Source organism: Kitasatospora sp. NPDC085879, assembly GCF_040686255.1.
Classification (GTDB): domain Bacteria; phylum Actinomycetota; class Actinomycetes; order Streptomycetales; family Streptomycetaceae; genus Kitasatospora.
On the sequence record NZ_JBFBJZ010000016.1, the window covers coordinates 1 to 18,985 of the forward strand.

The 18,985-nt window shown below is 74.9% G+C and carries 15 protein-coding genes and 3 pseudogenes; 14 read left to right on the top strand and 4 right to left on the bottom strand.

The window, feature by feature from the left end; translation table 11 throughout:
* Positions 1-117: pseudogene (locus tag AB0P35_RS14690) on the top strand (dolichol-phosphate mannosyltransferase); the annotation flags it as partial.
* A gap of 224 nt (positions 118-341) precedes the next feature.
* On the opposite strand, the gene AB0P35_RS14695 reads toward AB0P35_RS14690, so the two are convergent.
* Entirely contained in the window at positions 342-704 is a 363-nt protein-coding gene (locus AB0P35_RS14695; protein WP_095873873.1) for a helix-turn-helix domain-containing protein, read from the bottom strand.
* Between the two features lie 105 nt (positions 705-809).
* Here AB0P35_RS14695 and AB0P35_RS14700 point away from each other — a divergent pair, with 105 nt between their 5' ends.
* The 4 genes and pseudogenes from AB0P35_RS14700 to AB0P35_RS14715 all read left to right on the top strand — a co-directional run bounded on the left by AB0P35_RS14700 (position 810) and on the right by AB0P35_RS14715 (position 4,694).
* A complete protein-coding gene (locus AB0P35_RS14700) occupies positions 810-1,457 on the top strand; it encodes an NAD(P)H-dependent oxidoreductase (protein ID WP_363510554.1) in 648 nt (215 codons plus the stop codon).
* A gap of 135 nt (positions 1,458-1,592) precedes the next feature.
* Complete coding sequence (locus tag AB0P35_RS14705) at positions 1,593-2,498, top strand: MBL fold metallo-hydrolase (protein ID WP_363510557.1); 906 nt, start codon at positions 1,593-1,595, stop codon at positions 2,496-2,498.
* A 40-nt stretch (positions 2,499-2,538) separates the two neighbouring features.
* A pseudogene (locus AB0P35_RS14710) lies at positions 2,539-3,489 on the top strand (NTP transferase domain-containing protein).
* 17 nt (positions 3,490-3,506) lie between these two features.
* On the top strand, positions 3,507-4,694 hold the full coding sequence (locus AB0P35_RS14715; RefSeq protein WP_363510831.1) for a molybdopterin molybdotransferase MoeA: 1,188 nt from the start codon (positions 3,507-3,509) through the stop codon (positions 4,692-4,694).
* A 26-nt stretch (positions 4,695-4,720) separates the two neighbouring features.
* On the opposite strand, the gene AB0P35_RS14720 is transcribed toward AB0P35_RS14715, so the two are convergent.
* Positions 4,721-5,713 carry a potassium channel family protein gene (locus AB0P35_RS14720; protein ID WP_257019297.1) on the bottom strand — a complete coding sequence of 331 codons (993 nt, stop codon included), beginning with the start codon at positions 5,711-5,713 and terminating at the stop codon, positions 4,721-4,723.
* 290 nt (positions 5,714-6,003) lie between these two features.
* Between AB0P35_RS14720 and AB0P35_RS14725 the strand changes: the two are divergent.
* From AB0P35_RS14725 to AB0P35_RS14750, 6 genes and pseudogenes are all read left to right on the top strand, one after another.
* Positions 6,004-6,645 (top strand): annotated as a pseudogene (locus AB0P35_RS14725) (NAD(P)-binding protein); the annotation flags it as partial.
* A 62-nt stretch (positions 6,646-6,707) separates the two neighbouring features.
* A complete protein-coding gene (locus AB0P35_RS14730) occupies positions 6,708-7,688 on the top strand; it encodes an NAD(P)H-quinone oxidoreductase (protein WP_363510560.1) in 981 nt (326 codons plus the stop codon).
* A 137-nt stretch (positions 7,689-7,825) separates the two neighbouring features.
* Positions 7,826-8,764, top strand: a complete 939-nt coding sequence (locus AB0P35_RS14735) for a hypothetical protein (RefSeq protein WP_363510563.1) — start codon at positions 7,826-7,828, stop codon at positions 8,762-8,764.
* Positions 8,765-8,863: 99 nt separating this feature from the next.
* A complete protein-coding gene (locus AB0P35_RS14740; RefSeq protein WP_257019298.1) occupies positions 8,864-9,457 on the top strand; it encodes a bacterial proteasome activator family protein in 594 nt (197 codons plus the stop codon).
* A 189-nt stretch (positions 9,458-9,646) separates the two neighbouring features.
* Complete coding sequence (locus tag AB0P35_RS14745; RefSeq protein WP_363510566.1) at positions 9,647-11,194, top strand: protein kinase; 1,548 nt, start codon at positions 9,647-9,649, stop codon at positions 11,192-11,194.
* 320 nt (positions 11,195-11,514) lie between these two features.
* The gene (locus AB0P35_RS14750) at positions 11,515-13,083 is read left to right on the top strand and encodes a protein kinase (RefSeq protein ID WP_363510835.1); all 1,569 of its coding nucleotides are present in this window, start codon (positions 11,515-11,517) and stop codon (positions 13,081-13,083) included.
* A 34-nt stretch (positions 13,084-13,117) separates the two neighbouring features.
* On the opposite strand, the gene AB0P35_RS14755 is transcribed toward AB0P35_RS14750, so the two are convergent.
* Together AB0P35_RS14755 and AB0P35_RS14760 are read right to left on the bottom strand one after the other, a co-directional pair.
* Positions 13,118-14,143 carry a phosphotransferase gene (locus tag AB0P35_RS14755; RefSeq protein WP_095875548.1) on the bottom strand — a complete coding sequence of 342 codons (1,026 nt, stop codon included), beginning with the start codon at positions 14,141-14,143 and terminating at the stop codon, positions 13,118-13,120.
* A 187-nt stretch (positions 14,144-14,330) separates the two neighbouring features.
* The gene (locus tag AB0P35_RS14760; RefSeq protein WP_095873884.1) at positions 14,331-14,999 is read right to left on the bottom strand and encodes a response regulator transcription factor; all 669 of its coding nucleotides are present in this window, start codon (positions 14,997-14,999) and stop codon (positions 14,331-14,333) included.
* Positions 15,000-15,371: 372 nt separating this feature from the next.
* Between AB0P35_RS14760 and pdhA the strand changes: the two genes are divergently transcribed.
* Genes pdhA through AB0P35_RS14775 form a run of 3 tightly spaced genes read left to right on the top strand, consistent with a single transcriptional unit; the run spans position 15,372 to position 18,957 of the window.
* On the top strand, positions 15,372-16,529 hold the full coding sequence (gene pdhA / locus AB0P35_RS14765) for a pyruvate dehydrogenase (acetyl-transferring) E1 component subunit alpha (RefSeq protein WP_363510569.1): 1,158 nt from the start codon (positions 15,372-15,374) through the stop codon (positions 16,527-16,529).
* Positions 16,526-17,503, top strand: coding sequence for an alpha-ketoacid dehydrogenase subunit beta (locus tag AB0P35_RS14770; RefSeq protein WP_095875549.1), 978 nt, complete (start codon positions 16,526-16,528; stop codon positions 17,501-17,503). The genes pdhA and AB0P35_RS14770 overlap by 4 nt, the downstream gene beginning before the upstream one ends.
* Positions 17,504-17,517: 14 nt before the next feature.
* A complete protein-coding gene (locus AB0P35_RS14775; protein WP_363510572.1) occupies positions 17,518-18,957 on the top strand; it encodes a dihydrolipoamide acetyltransferase family protein in 1,440 nt (479 codons plus the stop codon).
* Positions 18,958-18,985: the final 28 nt, after the last annotated feature.

Below are 18,985 nucleotides of genomic sequence, written 5' to 3' on the forward strand. Positions count from 1 at the left end.
GAGCACGGCGCCTCCAAGATGAGCCGCAACATCGTCGTCGAGGCCCTCTGGCGGGTCACCGCCTGGGGCATCACCTCCCGCCTCGACAAGATCACCGGCAAGAACAAGAAGAAGTAGCCCCTCAGGGCCGACGGGAGCGCCCCGTCGCGGTGCCGAGCGTGTGCTCGGCGACCGCGGCGGGGCGCTTCGTTGTGTCCGGGGGCGGGAGCCATGGCAATGCGGGCCAGGCCGGGAATTGCACGGTGGGCCGCATCCGAATTGTGCAGTTCCGCCCCCAGCCTTCGGCCGGGAGGTGCCCCCAGCGCCCCTTATGGGTGCCCATGCGCCTTTGAAGACACGTCCTACGGGCAGCCGGCGGGCGGCAGCGGCGGCAGGTAGCGCTCGGCCCAGGTGCGCAGCTCGGTGAGGGCCGGGCCGAGGGCGCAGCCGGACTCGGTGAGCCGGTAGCGGACCCGCAGCGGCGGGCCCTCGTCGACCTCGCGGAGGAGCAGTCCGGCCTCGGCGAGCTCGGTCAGCCGGTCGGAGAGCATGCGCTCGCTGATGCCGGGGATGGCGCGGCGGAGCTCCGCGAAGTGCGCGGGCCCGTGGCTGAGCACGGCGACGACCAGCCCCGTCCAGCGCTTTCCGAGCAGGGCGAAGACCCGGGTGATGGTGACGTCCACTCCCGTACAGGCCGGCTGGGCCGGTGCCGTTTCCTGCGCCATGCGTCCAGAGTACTGCCATGCGGCAAGTGACTATAGAAAAGTAAGCTGCTACTGTTGTGGAAGCTGCTCACGAAGATGCAGCTACTACCGAAAGGGAGGCATGCCATGCCCACGCTGCTGCACATCGACTCGTCCGCGCTCTTCGAGGGCTCCGTCTCCCGGGAGGTCTCCGCGGCCTACCGCGCGGCCTGGGAGGCCGCCAACCCCGGTGGCACCGTCGTCCACCGGGACCTCGCCGCCGAGCCCGTGCCGCACCTGGACGCCGCGGGCGCCACGGCGGGCTTCGTCCCCGCCGAGCACCGCACCGCCGAGCAGCAGCGGGCCTGGGCGCTGCGGGAGCAGCTGATCACCGAGCTGGAGCAGGCCGACGCCGTGGTCATCGGCGCCCCGATGTACAACTTCACGATCCCCTCCAGCCTCAAGGCCTGGCTGGACCAGGTGATCCTGATGGGCCGCAGCGCGGGCGAGCAGCCCTCCGCCGCCGGCACCCCGGTCACCGTGGTCGCCTCCCGCGGCGGCGCGTACGGCCCGGGCACCCCCCGCGAGGACTTCGAGTTCGTCACCACCTACCTGGAGAAGGTGCTGACCGGCATGCTCCGCCTGGAGGTCGACTTCGTGGTGCCCGAGCTCACCCTGGCCCGGGTCAACCCGGCGCTGGCCCAGTTCGCCGAGCACGCGGACGCCTCCAAGGCGCAGGCCCTCGCGGACGCGGCGGCCCGCGGCGAGGCCGTCAACACCCGCGTCGCGGCCTGACCGCGGCGCCGCCCGGGCGGGTCGGCCCAGCCCACCCGCCCGGGCGCGCCTGACCGGCGATCGGCACCCCCACCGACCAAGCTGGTACGAACGAGCGGCCCGCCCCGGGGCCGCCCCGCCGACCAGGGAGCCGACGTGACGCCCAACCCGCCCGACGAGACCGCCGGACCAGACCGCGCGGCCCCCGGGCCGGGCCACCCGGTGCTGGAGATCGACGTCTTCACCGGCCCGGAGAGCGCCTTCTTCGCGACCTCCGTGCTGATCATGGGGCAGACCGCCGCGATCCTGGTCGACGCCCAGCTCACCCGCAGCGCCGGCCGCGAACTCGCCGAGTGGATCGCAGGCAAGGGACGCCGGCTGCTCGCCATCGTGGTCACCCACCGGCACCCCGACCACTACTTCGGCGCCGAGGAGGTGCTGAAGCTCTTCCCCGAGGCCCGGCTGCTGGCCGCCCCGCCGGTGGTCGACGGCATCGCCCGGACCGCCGCCGCCAAGGTCGCCGAGTGGAAGCCGGTCTACGGGGACGACATCCCCGACCAGCCGCTGCTGCCCGCGCCGCTGCTCCCGCAGCCGCTGATGATCGACGGCCAGCCGATCCGGGTGCTGGCCCTCGGCCAGGGCGACTGCGAGGGCTCCACGGTGGTGCACATCCCGAGCATCCGCACCGTGCTCGCCGGGGACTTCGTCTACAACGGCACCCACGTCTGGACGGCCGACACCGACGCCTACCGCCGGATCGACTGGGCCCACAACCTGGCCCGGATCGCCGACCTCGGCGCGGACCGGGTGGTCGCCGGCCACCGCGCGCCCGGCGCCGACGACGACGCCCTGCGGGTGCTCGCCTTCACCGGCGAGTACCTGCAGGACTTCGACCGCGCGCTGGCCGCCCACCCGCACGACCCCGAGGCGCTGGCCGCCGCGATGAACGAGCGGTACGGCGCGCTCACCCTGCCGGCCATCCTCGACCTCGGCGCCGCCGCCAACACCGTGCCGGCCGAGGACGACGAGATCGTCGACGCGGAGATCGTCGAGGAGGACTGAGCCGCCCCCGGCGGCCCCTCGCGCGGCGGATACTGGCGGCATGACGGTCTTCGACGTGATCGTGCCGGCCGGCGGCGCGGCGAGCCGGCTCGGCGGGGCGGACAAACCGGGGCTGAACGTGGGCGGCCGCACCCTGCTCGACCGGGTGCTGGAGGCGTGCGCCGACGCCCGCACCACCGTCGTGGTGGGCCCCGTCCGCCGGGTCGCCCGGACCGGTGTCCGGTGGGCCCGCGAGGCGCCGCCCGGCGGCGGCCCGGTCGCCGCCGTCGCCGCCGGACTCGCCGGGGTGACCGCCGACCGGGTCCTGCTGCTCGCCGCCGACCTGCCCTTCCTGGACCGCCGCACCGTGCACCGGCTGCTCGACGCCCTGGACGACACCGAGGCCGAGGCGGCCGTCCTGGTCGACGCGGCCGGCCGGGACCAGCCGCTCGCCGCCGCCTACCGCACCGTCGCGCTGCGCGCCTCGCTCGCCGCCCTGGACAGCCCGGCCGGCCGCCCGCTGCGGCGCCTGACCGGTACGCTGCGCACCGTCCGGCTGGCCGACGTCGACTCCGTCGCCTACGACTGCGACACCTGGGAGGAGCTCGCCCAGGCCCGCGAGCGGGAACTGCGCGAGCGCGCCGAGCCCTGACCTCACCGCGGCACGGGCCCGCCGGTGAGCATCCCGACCCGCGCCGCACACGACCGCGGATCCGCCGACGGCGGCGGGATCGGGCAGCATGGGGCCATGGAGCGCACGCTGGATGACTGGATCGCCGAGGTCGGCGCCGAACTCGGTGTCGACTTCGAGGTCGACGTGCACGGGCTGCTGGACCTCGCCCGGGTGGTCGCCCACGGGGTCGCCCGCCCGGCCGCGCCGCTGACCGCCTTCCTGGTGGGGTACGCGGCGGCCGCCCGGGGCGGCGGGCCCGAGGCGGTCGCGGAGGCCACCGCCCGGACGGCCGCCCTCGCGGAACGGTGGGCCGCGAAGCACCCGCCGGAGCAGGCGTGACGGGCGCCCTCGCCGACGTGGACCGCCCCCGCGCCGCGCCGACCGCCGAATCCGCGGCGCACGACCGGCCCTGGCAGCAGGCCCGCCGGACGGCCCGGCAGGCCGCCGCCGCGCCGCTGCCCACCGAACCCGTCCCGCTCGCCGCCGCGCTCGGCCGCACCCTGGCCGAGCCGCTCGCCGCCGTCACCGACCTGCCCGGCTTCGACACCTCGGCCATGGACGGCTGGGCCGTCGCCGGCCCCGGCCCCTGGCGCCCGGCCGGGCGGCTGCTGGCCGGCGCCGCGCCCGGACCGCTCGCCGACGGCGCCGCCGTGGAGATCGCCACCGGCGCCCAGCTGCCGCCCGGCGCCACCGGCGTCCTGCGCCGCGAGCACGGCCGCACGGCGCACGGGCTGCTGCACGGCGAGGTCGGGCCCGGCCAGGACGTCCGGCCGCGCGGCCAGGAGTGCCGCAGCGGCGAGACCCTGCTGCCGGCCGGCACCCGGGTCACCGCGGCGGTGCTCGGCCTGGCCGCGGCGGCCGGCCACGACGTCCTGACGGTGCGCCGGCGGCCGACCGTCGAGCTGCTGCTGCTCGGCGACGAACTGCGCGACTCCGGGGTGCCGGGGCCGGGGCTCGTCCGGGACGCCCTGGGCCCGCTGCTGCCGCCCTGGCTGGCCGCGGCCGGCGCCGAGACGCTTCCGGCGCGCCGGATCGGCGACGACCGCACCCTGCTGCGGGACGCCCTGCGGAACTCGCCCGCCGATGTCGTGGTGACCACCGGCGGCACCGCGGCCGGCCCGGCGGACTTCCTGCACGCCGCGCTGGGCGAGGCCGGCGCCCGGCTGCTGGTCGACGGTGTGGCCGTCCGGCCGGGGCACCCGATGCTGCTCGCGGCGCTGCCCGGCGGCCGGCACCTGGTGGGCCTGCCCGGCAATCCGCTGGCCGCCGCGGCCGGTGCGCTGACGCTGGCGCTGCCGCTGCTGGACGCGCTGGCCGGCCGCGCCGAGCCGACCACCCGCGCCGAGCCCGCCGCCGTCGACCTGCCCGGCCACCCGGAGGACACCCGGCTGGTACCGGTGGTGCGGACGGCCGACGGCCTGGTGCCGCTGCGCTTCGACGGCCCGGCGATGCTGCGCGGTCTGGCGCTCGCCGAGGCGGTGGCGGTGGTGCCGCCGGGCGGTGTCCCCGCGGGCGGCCGGGCGGAGGTGCTGGAGCTGCCCTGAGCGCGGGGCCCGGTGGCGCCGCCGCCTCAGGCGCGGCTGCGGGCGTCCCGGATGACGATCAGCCGGTCGCCGCGCTGCAGTGTGGCGGCGTCCGGGTCGGTGAAGTTCAGCAGCCGGCGGCCGCGGACGACCGCCACGACGAGGTCCGCGCACTCGCGCGGGGAGCGGCCCGCCTCCTCGGCGGTGACCGGCCGCTCGGTGACGTCCAGCCCGGTGCCGTGGGTGAGCAGGTCCTCCATCACCGCACCGGCGTGCGGGCTGAGGATGGACATGCCGAGCAGCCGGCCCGCCGAGCTGGAGCTGGTCACCACCACGTCGGCGCCGCTCTGCCGCAGCAGCGGCGCGTTCTCGTCCTCCCGGACGGCCGCGACCACGGTCGCGGCCCGGTTGAGCTGGCGGGCCGTCAGGGTGATCAGCACGGCCGTGTCGTCCCGCTCCGGGGCCACCACCACCCGGGCGGCCCGCGGCAGTTCGGCCCGCAGCAGGGTGTCCGTGCGGGTGGCGTCGCCGACCACCCCGACCAGGCCGTCCAGGGTGGCCTGCTCGACGGTGCGCGGCTGCGGGTCGACCACCACGATCGAGCCGCGGTCGATGCCCTGGCCCAGCAGCGCGCCGACGGCGCTGCGGCCCTTGGTGCCGTACCCGATGACCACGGTGTGGTCCCGGACGGTGGAGCGCCAGCGCCCGATCCGCCACTGCAGGCGGGTGCGCTCGGTGAGCACCTCCAGGGTGGTGCCGACCAGGATGATGAGGAACAGCACGCGCAGCGGCGTGATCACGAAGATGTTGGTCAGCCGGGCGCCGTCGCTGACCGGGGTGATGTCGCCGTAGCCGGTGGTGGAGAGGGTGACCGTGGCGTAGTAGGCGGCGTCCAGCAGGTCCAGCGGACCGCCCGCGTCGTCGTGGTAGCCGTCCCGGTCGAGCCAGACGATCAGCGTGGTGGCGAGCAGGACGCCGAACGCCAGCAGCAGCCGGCGGGAGACCTGCCGGAACGGCGGCGGGGGCGTCCTGGTCGGCAGGAAGACGCGGCCGCCCGCGACCTCGGTCTCCCGGGTGCGGGCGGTGCGGCCGGCGCGCAGCCGGGAGAGTCTGCCGTCGGGGCCGGGGGACTGGGTGCCGTGGGTCACGGGCACCAGCATGGCGGGGCGGCGATCATCCGGGCCACCGCCGCGCGGGGGCGGTCCGGTGGAGGCGCCGTGCCGGTCCGGGGGCGGTTCCCCGCTTCCGGACCGCGCGCCCGGTCGGCGGTATCGTCGCCTGCGGCGGCCCGGGCGGTGCCGCCCTGACTCGGCAGGCCGCTGGAGGTCCGGTGCGGGAGCACACCGTCGTCGTCGGCTACGGCACCAAGGGCCGCAGCGCGGTCACCGCGCTGCTCGGCCAGGGGCTGCGCAAGGAGTCGGTCGTCGTAGTCGACTCGCAGCGCAAGGCGATCGACCAGGCGGGCCGGGACGGCCTGACGGCGGTGCTCGGCGACGCCACCCGCACCGACACCCTGCTGCGGGCCGAACTGCCGCGCGCCGAGAAGGTGGTGATCGCCCCGGCCCGGGACGACACCGCGGTACTGGTGGCGCTGACCGCGCGTCAGCTGAACCCGGAGGCGATGCTGGTCGCGGCCGTCCGGGAGGACGAGAACGCGCCGCTGCTGCGGCAGAGCGGCGCCGACGTGGTGGTGACCAGCTCCAGCTCGGCGGGCCGGCTGCTCGGGCTGTCCATCCTCAGCCCGCACGCCGGTGCGGTGATGGAGGACCTGCTGACCGTCGGCTCCGGGCTGGACCTCGCCGAGCGGCCGGTCACCAAGGCCGAGGCGGGCCGTTCCCCGCGCGAGTGCGCGGACCTGGTGGTGGCGGTCGTCCGCGGCCGCCGGCTGTTGAACTTCACCGACCCGGAGGTGGCGGTGCTGCAGATCACCGACCGGATCATCACCGTCCGACGGGGCGTCAACCGGGCCTGAGGGCGGGCGGTGTCGGCGGGCCGACCGCGGGCGGCCGGCGCGGCGCGCGTAGCGTGGCGGCCATGCGAGCCATCACCATTCCCCAGCCCGGCGGGCCCGAGGTGCTGACCTGGGCCGAGGTGCCCGATCCGGAGCCCGCCGAGGGCGAGGTCCTGATCGAGGTCGCCGCCACCGCCGTCAACCGCGCGGACCTGCTGCAGCGGCAGGGCTTCTACGACCCGCCGCCCGGCTCGTCCCGCTACCCGGGCCTGGAGTGCGCCGGCCGGATCGTCGCGCTGGGCGCGGGCGTGGCCGGCTGGGCGGTCGGCGACGAGGTCTGCGCGCTGCTCACCGGCGGCGGCTACGCGGAGCGGGTCGCGGTGCCGGCGGGCCAGCTGCTGCCGGTGCCGCGGGGGCTGTCCGCGGTGGAGGCGGCGGCGCTGCCGGAGGTCGTCTGCACGGTCTGGTCGAACGTCTTCATGGTGGCCCACCTGCGCCCCGGCGAGACGGTGCTGGTGCACGGCGGCGCCAGCGGCATCGGCACCATGGCGATCCAGCTGGCCAAGGCGGTGGGCGCCCGGGTGGCGGTCACCGCCGGCAGCGCGGAGAAGCTGGCGCGCTGCGCCGAGCTCGGCGCGGACATCCTCGTCGACTACCGCGAGCAGGACTTCACGCAGGCCGTCCGGGAGGCGACCGGCGGGGCCGGGGCGGACGTCATCCTCGACATCATGGGCGCCAAGTACCTGCAGCGGAACGTGGACGCGCTGGCGGTCAACGGACGGCTGGTGATCATCGGCCTGCAGGGCGGGATCAAGGCCGAACTCGACCTGAACACCCTGCTCCGCAAGCGGGGCGCGGTCGCCGCGACCAATCTGCGGGGGCGGCCGGTCGCGGAGAAGGCGGCCATCGTGGCGGCCGTCCGCGAGCACGTGTGGCCGCTGGTGGAGTCCGGGGTGGTGAAGCCGGTGGTGCACGAGGTGCTGCCGATCGAGGAGGCGGCCGAGGCGCACCGGCTGGTCGAGCGGAGCGGGCACGTCGGCAAGGTGGTGCTGCGGCTGCGCTGACCGTGGCACGGACCAGGGCGTGCGCGGGGAGTGAGCGTACGAAATGCCCGGGTTGTCGGATTGTGTGAGTCTGGTTCGGAGCTGTCCCGCCGCCGACCGCGTCCCGCCGCGGCCGCCCGTCGGAAGGACTTCCCGCCGTGGCTGCACTTCCGTACGCGTTCCGTGCTCTCTCCTCCGCGCTCCCCGCGGGCTGCCGCCGGGCGGCGTTCGCCGGGGCGGGCCTCGCCCTCCCCGTCCTGCTGGCCTTCCCCGCCTCGGCCGACGGCGCCGAGGCCTCCGCGCCGTCCCGCGCCCAGGTCGAGGCGGCCGTGCAGCAGGCCGTCCAACAAGCGGTCTCGGCCCTGCCGGAGGCGGGGATACCCGCAGCCGCGCTGCCCACCGCCCCGGGGGGTTCCGGCATGTCCGGACTTCCCGTCAGGCCGCCGCTGAGCAGCCCGGCGACCGTGCCCGAACCGAGCGGCCCGACCGCCCCGCAGCCCTCGGCCGGCGCGGCCGGCCAGACCGCCGGTACGGTCACGGGCCCCGGCCGACCCGGCCGACCCGGCCGACCCGGCACCGACAGCAACCCCGAGCCCGGGACGGGGCCCGCCCAGGGCTCCGCGGGCGGCCAGGACGCCGAGAACACCGGGGCTTCCGGGAACACCGGGAGCGACGACTGCGACGAGGAGACCGACGGCCTCGACACCGCCGACCCCTCGAGCGCGGCCGCCGCCACCGGCCAGGCCGCCGCGGAGGACTCGGCGAGCCCCGCCGCGATCGCCGCCGCCCCCTCGTCCGCCCCCGCGGTGCACGGCCGGACCAGGTCCGCCGCCGTCCTCGGACACCCCGGCCACGGCTCCCGCACGCCCGGCGCGCCCACCACGGCCGCCCGGCCCGCCACCCCGGACGCGTCCACGGATGCCGCCGACGGGCAGCCCTCCGTCACCGCCGCCGCGCCCGTCCCGCAGGACGCCGCCGATCTGGCCGCCCCGCTGCGCTGGTCCGACCCGGCCACCCGTCAGCTCCCGCTCGGCGCCGGGCTGACGCTGATCGGCCTCGGGCTGGCACTGGTCGGCGTGAAGCTGCGCCGCGGCTGAGCCCGCCGGTCGACGTCCGCGGATCGGGCCCGAACAAGATCCTCGAGCACTCCCCGGACCGAACCCCGGTGAGGGAGAATGCCCTTCATGACGAACCCGATGAACGAGCGCTCCTTCCAGCAGGCCGTCGAGGCGTCGGGCGGGCAGCCGGACGAGGCGCCGAAGGTGCTGATCGTGGGCCCGGACGGGATGCCGGTGGGGGCCGTCCCCGGGCTGGGCAGAGGCGGCGACCAGGGGGAGCCGCGCGAGCTGCCGGTGACCGAGATGGTCGAGCAGCCGGCCAAGGTCATGCGGATCGGCAGCATGATCAAGCAGTTGCTGGAGGAGGTCCGCGCGGCGCCCCTCGACGAGGCCAGCCGCGCCCGGCTGAAGGACATCCACGCCAGCTCGATCAAGGAGCTCGAACTGGGCCTCGCGCCCGAACTGGTCGAGGAACTGGAGCGGCTCTCGCTCCCGTTCACCGAGGACACCATCCCGACCGAGGCCGAGCTCCGGATCGCCCAGGCGCAGCTCGTCGGTTGGCTGGAGGGCCTCTTCCACGGCATCCAGACCGCGCTCTTCGCCCAGCAGATGGCGGCCCGGGCGCAGTTGGAGCAGATGCGGCGCGCCCTGCCGCCCGGTCTGCACGGCGCCGAGCCCGGCGACGAGGAGGACGGCCCGGGCCGCGGCATCCGTTCGGGTCCGTACCTGTAGCGGGCGAGTGTCGCAGCTGTTCGGCAACCGCGTTGCAGGCCGGACACAGCTGCGCCCCTGCACCCGATCAGGTCGGCGGGAGCCGATACCCTGGGCCCCTGCCGTCGGCCTCCGCGCCGCCGGCGGGGGCCGGCGGCAGCGCGGGCCCGACACCGGGCGCGCCCGGACGAGACCTGGAAGCAGGGGGACATGAGCGAGGACGGCTCCACGGTCGAGGGCCACGCCCTGGGCAACGGTCGGTACGTGCTGCAGCGCCTGCTCGGGCAGGGCGGCATGGCCTCCGTGCACCTGGCGTACGACACGGTGCTGGACCGTCAGGTCGCGGTGAAGACCCTGCACACCGAGCTGGGCCGGGAGGCCTCGTTCAAGGAGCGGTTCCGCCGCGAGGCGCAGGCCGTCGCGCGCCTCCAGCACACCAACATCGTCCAGGTCTACGACAGCGGCGAGGACATCGCCGCGGACGGCGCGTCCACCCCGTACATCGTCATGGAGTACGTCGAGGGCCGGGCCCTGCGCGACGTGCTGAACGACGCGATCGGGCAGCACGGTGCGATGCCGACCGCGCAGGCGCTGAAGATCACCGCCGCGGTGCTCTCCGCCCTGGAGGCCTCGCACGACCAGGGCCTGGTGCACCGGGACATCAAGCCGGGCAACGTCATGGTCAACACCAAGGGCATCGTCAAGGTGATGGACTTCGGCATCGCCCGCGCGCTGCAGTCCGGTGTCACCTCCATGACGCAGACCGGCATGGTCGTCGGCACCCCGCAGTACCTCTCGCCCGAGCAGGCGCTCGGCAAGAGCGTGGACGCCCGCTCCGACCTGTACTCGGTCGGCTGCATGCTCTTCGAGCTGCTGACCGGCGGCCTGCCCTTCGACGGCGACTCGGCCTTCTCCATCGCGTACAAGCACGTGCAGGAGGAGCCGCCGGCGCCGTCCACGATCAACACGACCGTGCCGCCCGCGGTGGACGCACTGGTCGCCCGGGCCCTGCGCAAGGACCCGGCGCACCGCTTCCCGACCGCGGAGGCGATGCGCGACGAGGTCGAGCGGGTCGAGTCCACGGCGCAGTCCGGCGGCACGTCGCTGCAGGCCTCCACGCCGCTGGTGATCAGCGAGGGCCCGCGCTCGGTGCACGCCGCGCCGTCGCTGACCAACTTCCCGCAGGTCTCCGGGGACATCCGGACGCCCACCCCGCAGGTGCAGCAGCCGTACCAGCCGCAGGCCAGCACGCCGCCGCCGTACCCGCAGGCGCCGCACACGCCGCAGCCCTTCCCGCAGGCGCAGGCGCAGCACACGCCGCAGCCCTTCCCGCAGGCGCAGGCGCAGCACACGCCGCAGCCCTTCCCGCAGGCGCAGGCGCAGCACACGCCGCAGCCGTTCCCGCAGGCCCCGCACACGCCGCAGCCCTTCCCGCAGGCGCACACCCCGCAGCCGTTCGCGCAGCCGCAGCCGTACCAGACGCCGCGGCCCTTCCCGCAGCAGGCGCATCCGGCTGGGCCGATGCCGGCCCAGCCGGGCCCCTTCGTGGCGAAGCCGCAGCCGGCCAACAACAACGCGGGCTGCTCGACGGCGCTGGTCGTGGTCGGCGTGATCTTCGGCGTGATCGTCCTCGCGGTGATCATCGTGCTGATCGCGGCGGCCAAGGGCGAGCAGAACAAGGGCAACAGCTACAGCAGCTCCTCCCTGGGCCCGGTGGTCTCCCGGGTGCTGGAGCTGCCGCAGGACGGCCGGAACTGAGACCGCGGTCCCTTCAGCGGTCCACGGTGACCGCGCCGAAGCGGTAGCGTTTCACAGGACGTAACCGACAGGGCGACTGCGCGCCGAGCGAGGGCCCGGGGCGAGGAGCGATGGCACAGAGCGATCGGCCGGGCAACGGCGAGGATGCGGACGTCCAGGCCTCCACCGACGAGACGACGGGCCGCGAGCCGGAGACCGCCGAGACGAAGATCGTGTCCGGCCCGCCGCTCGGGCACACCCCGGGCCGCGGCACCAAGGCCCTGCTCGGGACGGTCGGCGACGGCCGGTACCGGATCACCGGCCGGCTCGGCCGCGGCGGCATGGCCGAGGTCTTCTCCGCCCAGGACGTCCGGCTCGGCCGGACCGTCGCCGTCAAGCTGCTGCGCGCGGATCTGGCCGAGGACGACATCGCCCGGCTCCGCTTCACGCGCGAGGCGCACGCTGTCGCCGCGCTCAACCACCACTCGATCGTGGCGGTGTACGACACCGGCGAGGAAGTGCTGGACGGCGAGTCCACGCCGTACATCGTGATGGAGCTGGTCGAGGGCCGGACGGTCCGCGAGCTGCTGGTGGACGAGGAGGCGCCGCCGGTCGACCAGGCGCTGATCATCATCGCCGGGGTGCTGGAGGCTCTGGCCTACAGCCACAAGCACGGCATCGTGCACCGCGACATCAAGCCCGCCAACGTGATCATCACGACCAACGGCGCGGTCAAGGTGATGGACTTCGGCATCGCCCGGGCCCTCACCGGCGCGGCCACCACCATGACGCAGACCGGCATGGTCATGGGCACCCCGCAGTACCTGTCGCCGGAGCAGGCGCTCGGCCGGCCCGTCGACCACCGCTCCGACCTCTACGCGGCCGGCTGCATGCTGTACGAACTGCTGGCGCTGCGGCCGCCGTTCACCGGCGAGACTCCGCTCTCGGTGGTCTACCAGCACGTCCAGGACAACCCCGTGCCGCCGTCCCGGGCCAACGGCCGGGTGCCGACCGAGTTCGACGAGCTGGTGCTCCGCTCGCTGGCCAAGAACCCGGACGACCGGTTCCAGAGCGCCGACGAGTTCCGGGCCCACGTGCAGCACGCGCTGCGCACCATGCACGGCGCCCAGGGCGTCGGCTACGCGGCCGGTGCCGCCGCAGCGGCGGCCGCCGCGGCAGGGCTGGCCGCCACCGTCCAGGGCGGCAACGGCAACGGGAACGGCAACGGCAACGGCCGCTCCGGGCCGGGGGGCACCCACAACGGCGGCACCGCCGTCACCGAGCCGCTCGGCCGCACGGACCCGGCGGACCCGACGGCCGCCATGCCCTTCCAGGTCACCTCGCCCTACCAGACGCCCTCCCAGCCCTACCCGCCGACCGGCGGGGGGCAGGGCTACGGCGGTCAGGGTTACGGGGGCCAGGGCTATGACGGCGACCACGGGTACGGCGGGGGCGGCGGCCACGACGGCTACGAGCCGGAGGACAAGCGCAGCCCGTGGGGCTGGGTGATGGGTGTCCTCGCCGTGCTGGTGGCGGCCGGTGTCGGGATCGGCCTCGCGCTGAGCGGCGGCGGGGGCGGCGGCGGCAACACGCCGACCCAGCAGAAGACGCAGACCACCGCCCCGGCGGACACCGGGCAGCCGACCGAGGAGCCGACCACGGCCGCCCCGTCGCGCACCCAGAGCGGGACGACCCGGCCGACCGAGCCGACCTTCGGGTCGCACTCGCCGACCGGCAGCGCCAGTGCGACGGGCTCGGCCTCGGCTTCGGCCTCGCCGACCGACACGTCCACGCCGTCGCCGACGACGACCCCGACCAAGGCCACCCCGACCCCGACCGGCGAACCGTCCACGCCGGGGCCGACCGGGGGCGCCACGTCGCCAGGGCCCGGCGGAGCGGGCGCCGGCTGACGGCCCGCGCCCGCGGAGCGGCGGCTCGGGCGGCTCAGTTGGTGAAGGCGTCCAGGACCTGCTCGTACTCCTGGCACCACCAGCGCAGCTGGCCGGCCGCGGCCGGGAAGAGCGGGTCGGCCCGGCCGTCGCGCCGCTGGTAGTGCCACTGGAGCATCCAGAGGTCGTTCAGCCGCTCCCACCAGACCCGGTGGACGGCGGCGGCCAGCTCGGCCGGGCCGGCCGCCGCCTCGGCCCGGTAGGCCCTGGACCAGGCGCGCACCCGGCAGAGGTCCAGCACCCCGCTCAGCCGGTCGTTGAAGACCAGGGTGGCGGCCCGGACGGCCTCCTCGGCGGTGGGCTGCAGGCCCAGCTTGTCCCAGTCCAGGACGGCCGCGACCGCCCCACCGCGGTAGAGCAGGTTGAGCCCGTGGAAGTCGCCGTGCGTCCAGCCGGTCGGCGGGGCCTCGGCCGGTGCGGGGCGGCGGCCGCGGTGGGCGGCGAGCAGGTCGATCCGCTCCGCGAGGTGTTCCTCGGCGAGCGCGTCGAAGGCCGTGTGCGGGCGGTGCTCCCCGGCGAGCCTGCGCAGCTCCCCGACCAGGCGGGCGGTCTCGTCCGGGTCGGCGGCCAGCCGCCCGGCGGGCTGGCGTACCGGGGCGCAGACGTGCGCCAGCGCGCCGTGCAGCCGGCCGAGCAGCGCGCCGAGGTCGGCGCACTGCGACAGGTCGAGGGACGTCCCGTGCCGGTGCTCGCCCTCCACCCACGGATACAGGCCGAACAGCCGGCCGCCGTGGGCGACGACGGAGTCCCCGTCGGCGGCGGGCAGCGGCCGGGCCACCGGCAGCCCCCGGGCGTGGAGCGCGGTGGTCGCGCGGTGCTGCGCGGTGATCGCGGCACGGGAGGCGGTGGCCTCGTCGACGTAGCACTTGAGGAAGTAGCGGCCCTCGGTGGTGGTGACCCGGTACCCGCGGTTCAGCAGGCCCTCGGCCACCGGGCGGACGGCGACCGCCGGCGCGGTGCCGAAGCGCCGGAGCACGCCCGCCACGGCGGCGTGCGCGACGGGCGGGCTGAGGGTGCCCACGGGCGGGGCGGAGAGGTCGGGACGGGCCGGTGCGGCGGCCGGCCGTTGCGGCAGGCTGCGGCGGGCGGTGGGGACGGTGGGGACGAGGAGGGACAGGGCACCGTCCCCGCGGACGTCGGGCGGGGAGGCCGGGCTGGGAATCACGGAGTGAGCGTAGTGAGGTTGTGCGGGGGTGCTTGACAGATCGTCAACTATCTGATCTTGCACCGGAAGGGCGGTTTCGCGCCACGTACGCGGCCGCCTGCGTGCGCCTTTCCATGCCCATCTTGGCGAGCAGACTGGAGACGTAGTTCTTCACCGTCTTCTCGGCCAGGTGAAGTTCATTGCCGATCTGCCGATTGGTCATCCCCTCGCCGATCAGATCGAGGATCCGCCGTTCTTGCCGGGTCAGCCGGGCGAGTCGCTCGTCCTCCTTGCCGCTGCCCTCGCGCAGCCGCTCCAGGACGCGGCTGGTGGCCACCGGGTCCAGCAGCGAGCGCCCGGCGGCGACGTCCCGCACGGCGGTGATCAGGTCGGTGCCGCGGATCGCCTTCAGCACGTACCCGGAGGCGCCGGCCATGATCGAGTCGAACAGCGCCTCGTCGTCGGAGAAGGAGGTGAGCATCAGGCAGCGCACCTCCGGGACCCGGGAGCGGACCTCGCGGCAGACCTCCACGCCGTTGCCGTCCGGCAGCCGGACGTCGAGCACCGCGACGTCCGGGGCGACCGCCGGGATCCGGGCCAGTGCCTCGGCGGCGGTGCCGGCCTCGCCGACCACCTCGATGTCCTCCTCGGTGGAGAGCAGGTCGTGTACGCCGCGCCGCACCACCTCATGGTCGTCGAGGAGGAATACCCTGATATGTCCGTTTCCTGTCATGGGGGAATCCTTCCACGCCATCGTGTCGAAATCCCTGCTCCCGGCCGCTCCCCGGAGGACAGCCGGGCGCGGAGGACACCGAATCGATGCCCGTTACCCCCTTACGCGGAGAGCTTTGCCCGGATACCGTGCGCTGGTGTCCTGACGGCACCGACCTGAGACCCGCACCACACCGGCGGTTCTCGGACAGGAACAAGTAGGACGTCCTAGCGCAAGCGCGCCAAGGGGCGCCGCTGGGTAACGTTCTCGTGAGGGACGCCGTCGGAGAAGGATCACCACCTGCCGAGCAGCCGGTGCGCACACCCAGCGCGCTTTGCCCGGAGGTGACCGGACCGGTCACCGGCGACCCCGGGCGGCCGGACAGACCGAGGAGTGAACGTGACCGTCAAAAGCACGGCGAGGGCGCGCAAGAAGGCCGCCCCCGGCGTCCCTGACAACCTCCGCGCAGGCACGGGCGCCGCGCCGGAGCTCGTCCAGCTGCTCACGCCGGAAGGCGACCGGGTCGAGCACCCGGACTTCCCGCTGACGACCACCCCCGAGGAGCTGCGCGCGCTCTACCGCGACCTGGTGCTGGTTCGGCGGTTCGACGCCGAGGCCACCTCGCTGCAGCGCCAGGGCGAGCTGGGCCTGTGGGCCTCGCTGCTCGGCCAGGAGGCTGCGCAGGTCGGTTCCGGCCGTGCGATGCGACCCGGCGACTACGCCTTCCCGACGTACCGTGAGCACGGCGTCGCCTGGTGTCGCGACGTCGACCCGCTGAACCTGCTCGGCATGTTCCGCGGCGTGAACCACGGAGGCTGGGACCCGAACGAGAAGAACTTCCACCTCTACACCATCGTGATCGGCGCGCAGACCCTGCACGCCACCGGGTACGCGATGGGCATCACCAAGGACGGCGCGGACGACGCGGTGATCGCCTACTTCGGCGACGGCGCCTCCAGCCAGGGCGATGTCAACGAGGCCTTCACCTTCGCCTCGGTCTACAACTCGCCGGTGGTCTTCTTCTGCCAGAACAACCAGTGGGCGATCTCCGAGCCGACCACCAACCAGACCCGCATCCCGCTCTACCGCCGCGCCTCCGGCTTCGGCTTCCCGGGCGTGCGGGTGGACGGCAACGACGTGCTCGCCTGCCTCGCGGTGACCCGCTGGGCGCTCGACCACGCCCGCACCGGCAACGGCCCCGTCCTCATCGAGGCCTTCACCTACCGCATGGGCGCCCACACCACCTCGGACGACCCGACCCGCTACCGGGGCTCCGAGGAGACCGAGGCCTGGAAGGCCAAGGACCCGATCACCCGCCTCAAGGCCCACCTGGAGAAGGAGGGCCTCGCCGACGACGCGTTCTTCGCCGGCGTCGAGGCCGAGAGCGACGAGCTCGGCCTCCGGGTCCGCGAGGGCGTGCGCTCCATGCCCGATCCGGACCCGACCCTGATCTTCGACCACGTCTACGCGGAGCCGCACGCGCTGGTGGACGAGGAGCGGGCCGAGTACGTGGCCTACGCGGCCTCCTTCGAGGGCGGGGAGCAGAACTGATGGCAGACCGGCTCAGCATCGCGAAGGCGCTCAACGAGGCGCTCCGCAAGTCGCTGGAGAACGACCCGAAGACCCTCCTCATGGGAGAGGACATCGGCAAGCTCGGCGGCGTCTTCAGAATCACCGACGGCCTGCAGAAGGACTTCGGCGAGGACCGGGTCATCGACAGCCCGCTCGCCGAGTCCGGCATCATGGGCACCGCGATCGGCCTCGCCCTGCGCGGCTACCGCCCGGTGGTGGAGATCCAGTTCGACGGCTTCGTCTACCCGGCCTTCGACCAGATCGTCTCCCAGCTCGCCAAGATGCACGCCCGCTCGCTCGGGCACGTCAAGCTCCCGATCACCGTCCGCATGCCGTACGGCGGCGGCATCGGCGCCGTCGAGCACCACAGCGAGTCGCACGAGGCCTACTTCGCGCACACCGCCGGCCTCAAGGTGGTCACCCCGTCCAACGCGCACGACGCGCACTGGATGCTCCGCCAGGCGATCGCCTCGGACGACCCGGTGATCTTCCTGGAGCCGAAGCGGCGCTACTGGGACAAGGGCGACGTCGGCGACAGCTCCGACCTGCCGCTGCACTCCGCGCGGATCGTCCGCCCCGGCACCGACGCGACCCTGATCGCGTACGGCCCGATGGTCAAGGTCTGCCAGGAGGCCGCCGCGGCCGCCCAGGAGGACGGCCGCAACCTGGAGGTCGTCGACCTCCGCTCGCTCACCCCGGTCGACTTCGCCACCCTCGAGGAGTCGGTGAAGCGCACCGGCCGCGGCATCGTCGTCCACGAGGCACCGGTCTTCCTGGGCATGGGCGCCGAGCTGGCCGCCCGGCTCACCGAGCGCTGCTTCTACCACCTGGAGGCGCCGGTCCTGCGGGTCGGCGGCTACTACGCGCCGTACCCGCCGTCCCGGGTCGAGGAGTCCTTCCTGCCCGACCTGGACCGCGTGCTCGACGCCGTCGACCGCGCGCTCGCGTACTGAGAGGAGCGACGCACATGACCACCGAAGTTCGCGCGCTCCGCGAGTTCAAGATGCCCGACGTCGGCGAGGGGCTGACCGAGGCCGAGATCCTCTCCTGGTACGTCAAGCCGGGCGACACCGTCACCGACGGCCAGGTCGTCTGCGAGGTCGAGACCGCCAAGGCCGCGGTCGAGCTGCCGATCCCGTTCACCGGTGTCGTCGAGCAGCTGTTCTTCCCGGCGGGCTCCACCGTCGACGTCGGCACCGCGATCATCGCGGTGGCGGTCGCGGGTGCCGCTCCCGCGGAGGCAGCCCCGGCCGCCGCCCCCGCCCCCGCCCCGGCCGCCCCGGCCGAGGAGGAGGTGCCCGAGCGGCGCGAGGTGCTGGTCGGCTACGGTCCGCGCACCGGCGGCACCCAGCGCCGGGCCCGCCGGACCGCCGTTCCGACGGCCGCCGCTCCGGTTTCACGTGAAACATCGCCCGTCCCGGCCGCGCCGATCGCCCCGGCGGCTCCGGTCGCTCCGGTAGCGCCCGCCGCCGCGCCGGTGCCCGCGCAGGCGGGGGAGCGGCCGCTGGCCAAGCCCCCCGTGCGCAAGCTGGCGAAGGACCTCGGCGTGGACCTCCGCGTGGTCGTCCCGACCGGTCCGAACGGCGTGATCACCCGCGAGGACGTGCACGCCGCCGCGGCCCCGGCGCCTGCCGCCCCGGCCCCGGTCCAGGCTGCGCCGGCCCCGCAGGCCGCGCCGGCCGCCGCCCCCGTGGCGAGCGGCACGGGCGACGTGCGGGTGCCGATCAAGGGCGTCCGCAAGGCCACTGCGGCCGCCATGGTCTCCTCGGCCTTCACCGCGCCGCACGTCACCGAGTTCGTCCAGATCGACGTGACCCGCACGATGAAGCTGGTCCGCACGCTCAAGGAGACCGGCGAGCTCGGCCGGGACGTCCGCGTCTCGCCGCTGCTGCTGGTCGCCAAGGCGCTGCTCACCGCGGTGAAGCGGCACCCGGAGATCAACGCCGCCTGGGACGAGGCCGCCCAGGAGATCGTGATCAAGGGGCAGGTCAACCTCGGCATCGCGGCGGCCACGCCGCGCGGCCTGATCGTCCCCAACATCAAGGACGCCGGCGGCAAGACCCTGACCCAGCTCGCCGTCTCGCTCGGCGAACTGGTCGACACCGCGCGCGAGGGCAAGACCTCGCCCGCGGACATGCAGGGCGGCTCGATCACCATCACCAACGTCGGCGTCTTCGGCGTCGACACCGGCACCCCGATCCTCAACCCGGGCGAGGCGGCCATCCTCGCCTTCGGCGCGGTCCGGGAGATGCCGTGGGTGCACAAGGGCAAGGTGGTGCCCCGTCAGGTCACCACGCTGGCACTCTCCTTCGACCACCGCCTGGTCGACGGCGAGCTCGGCTCCAAGGTGCTCGCGGACACCGCCGCGATCCTGGAGCGCCCCAAGCGCCTGATCACCTGGGCCTGACCCTCCGCTGTCGCCGCCGGCCCCGTCC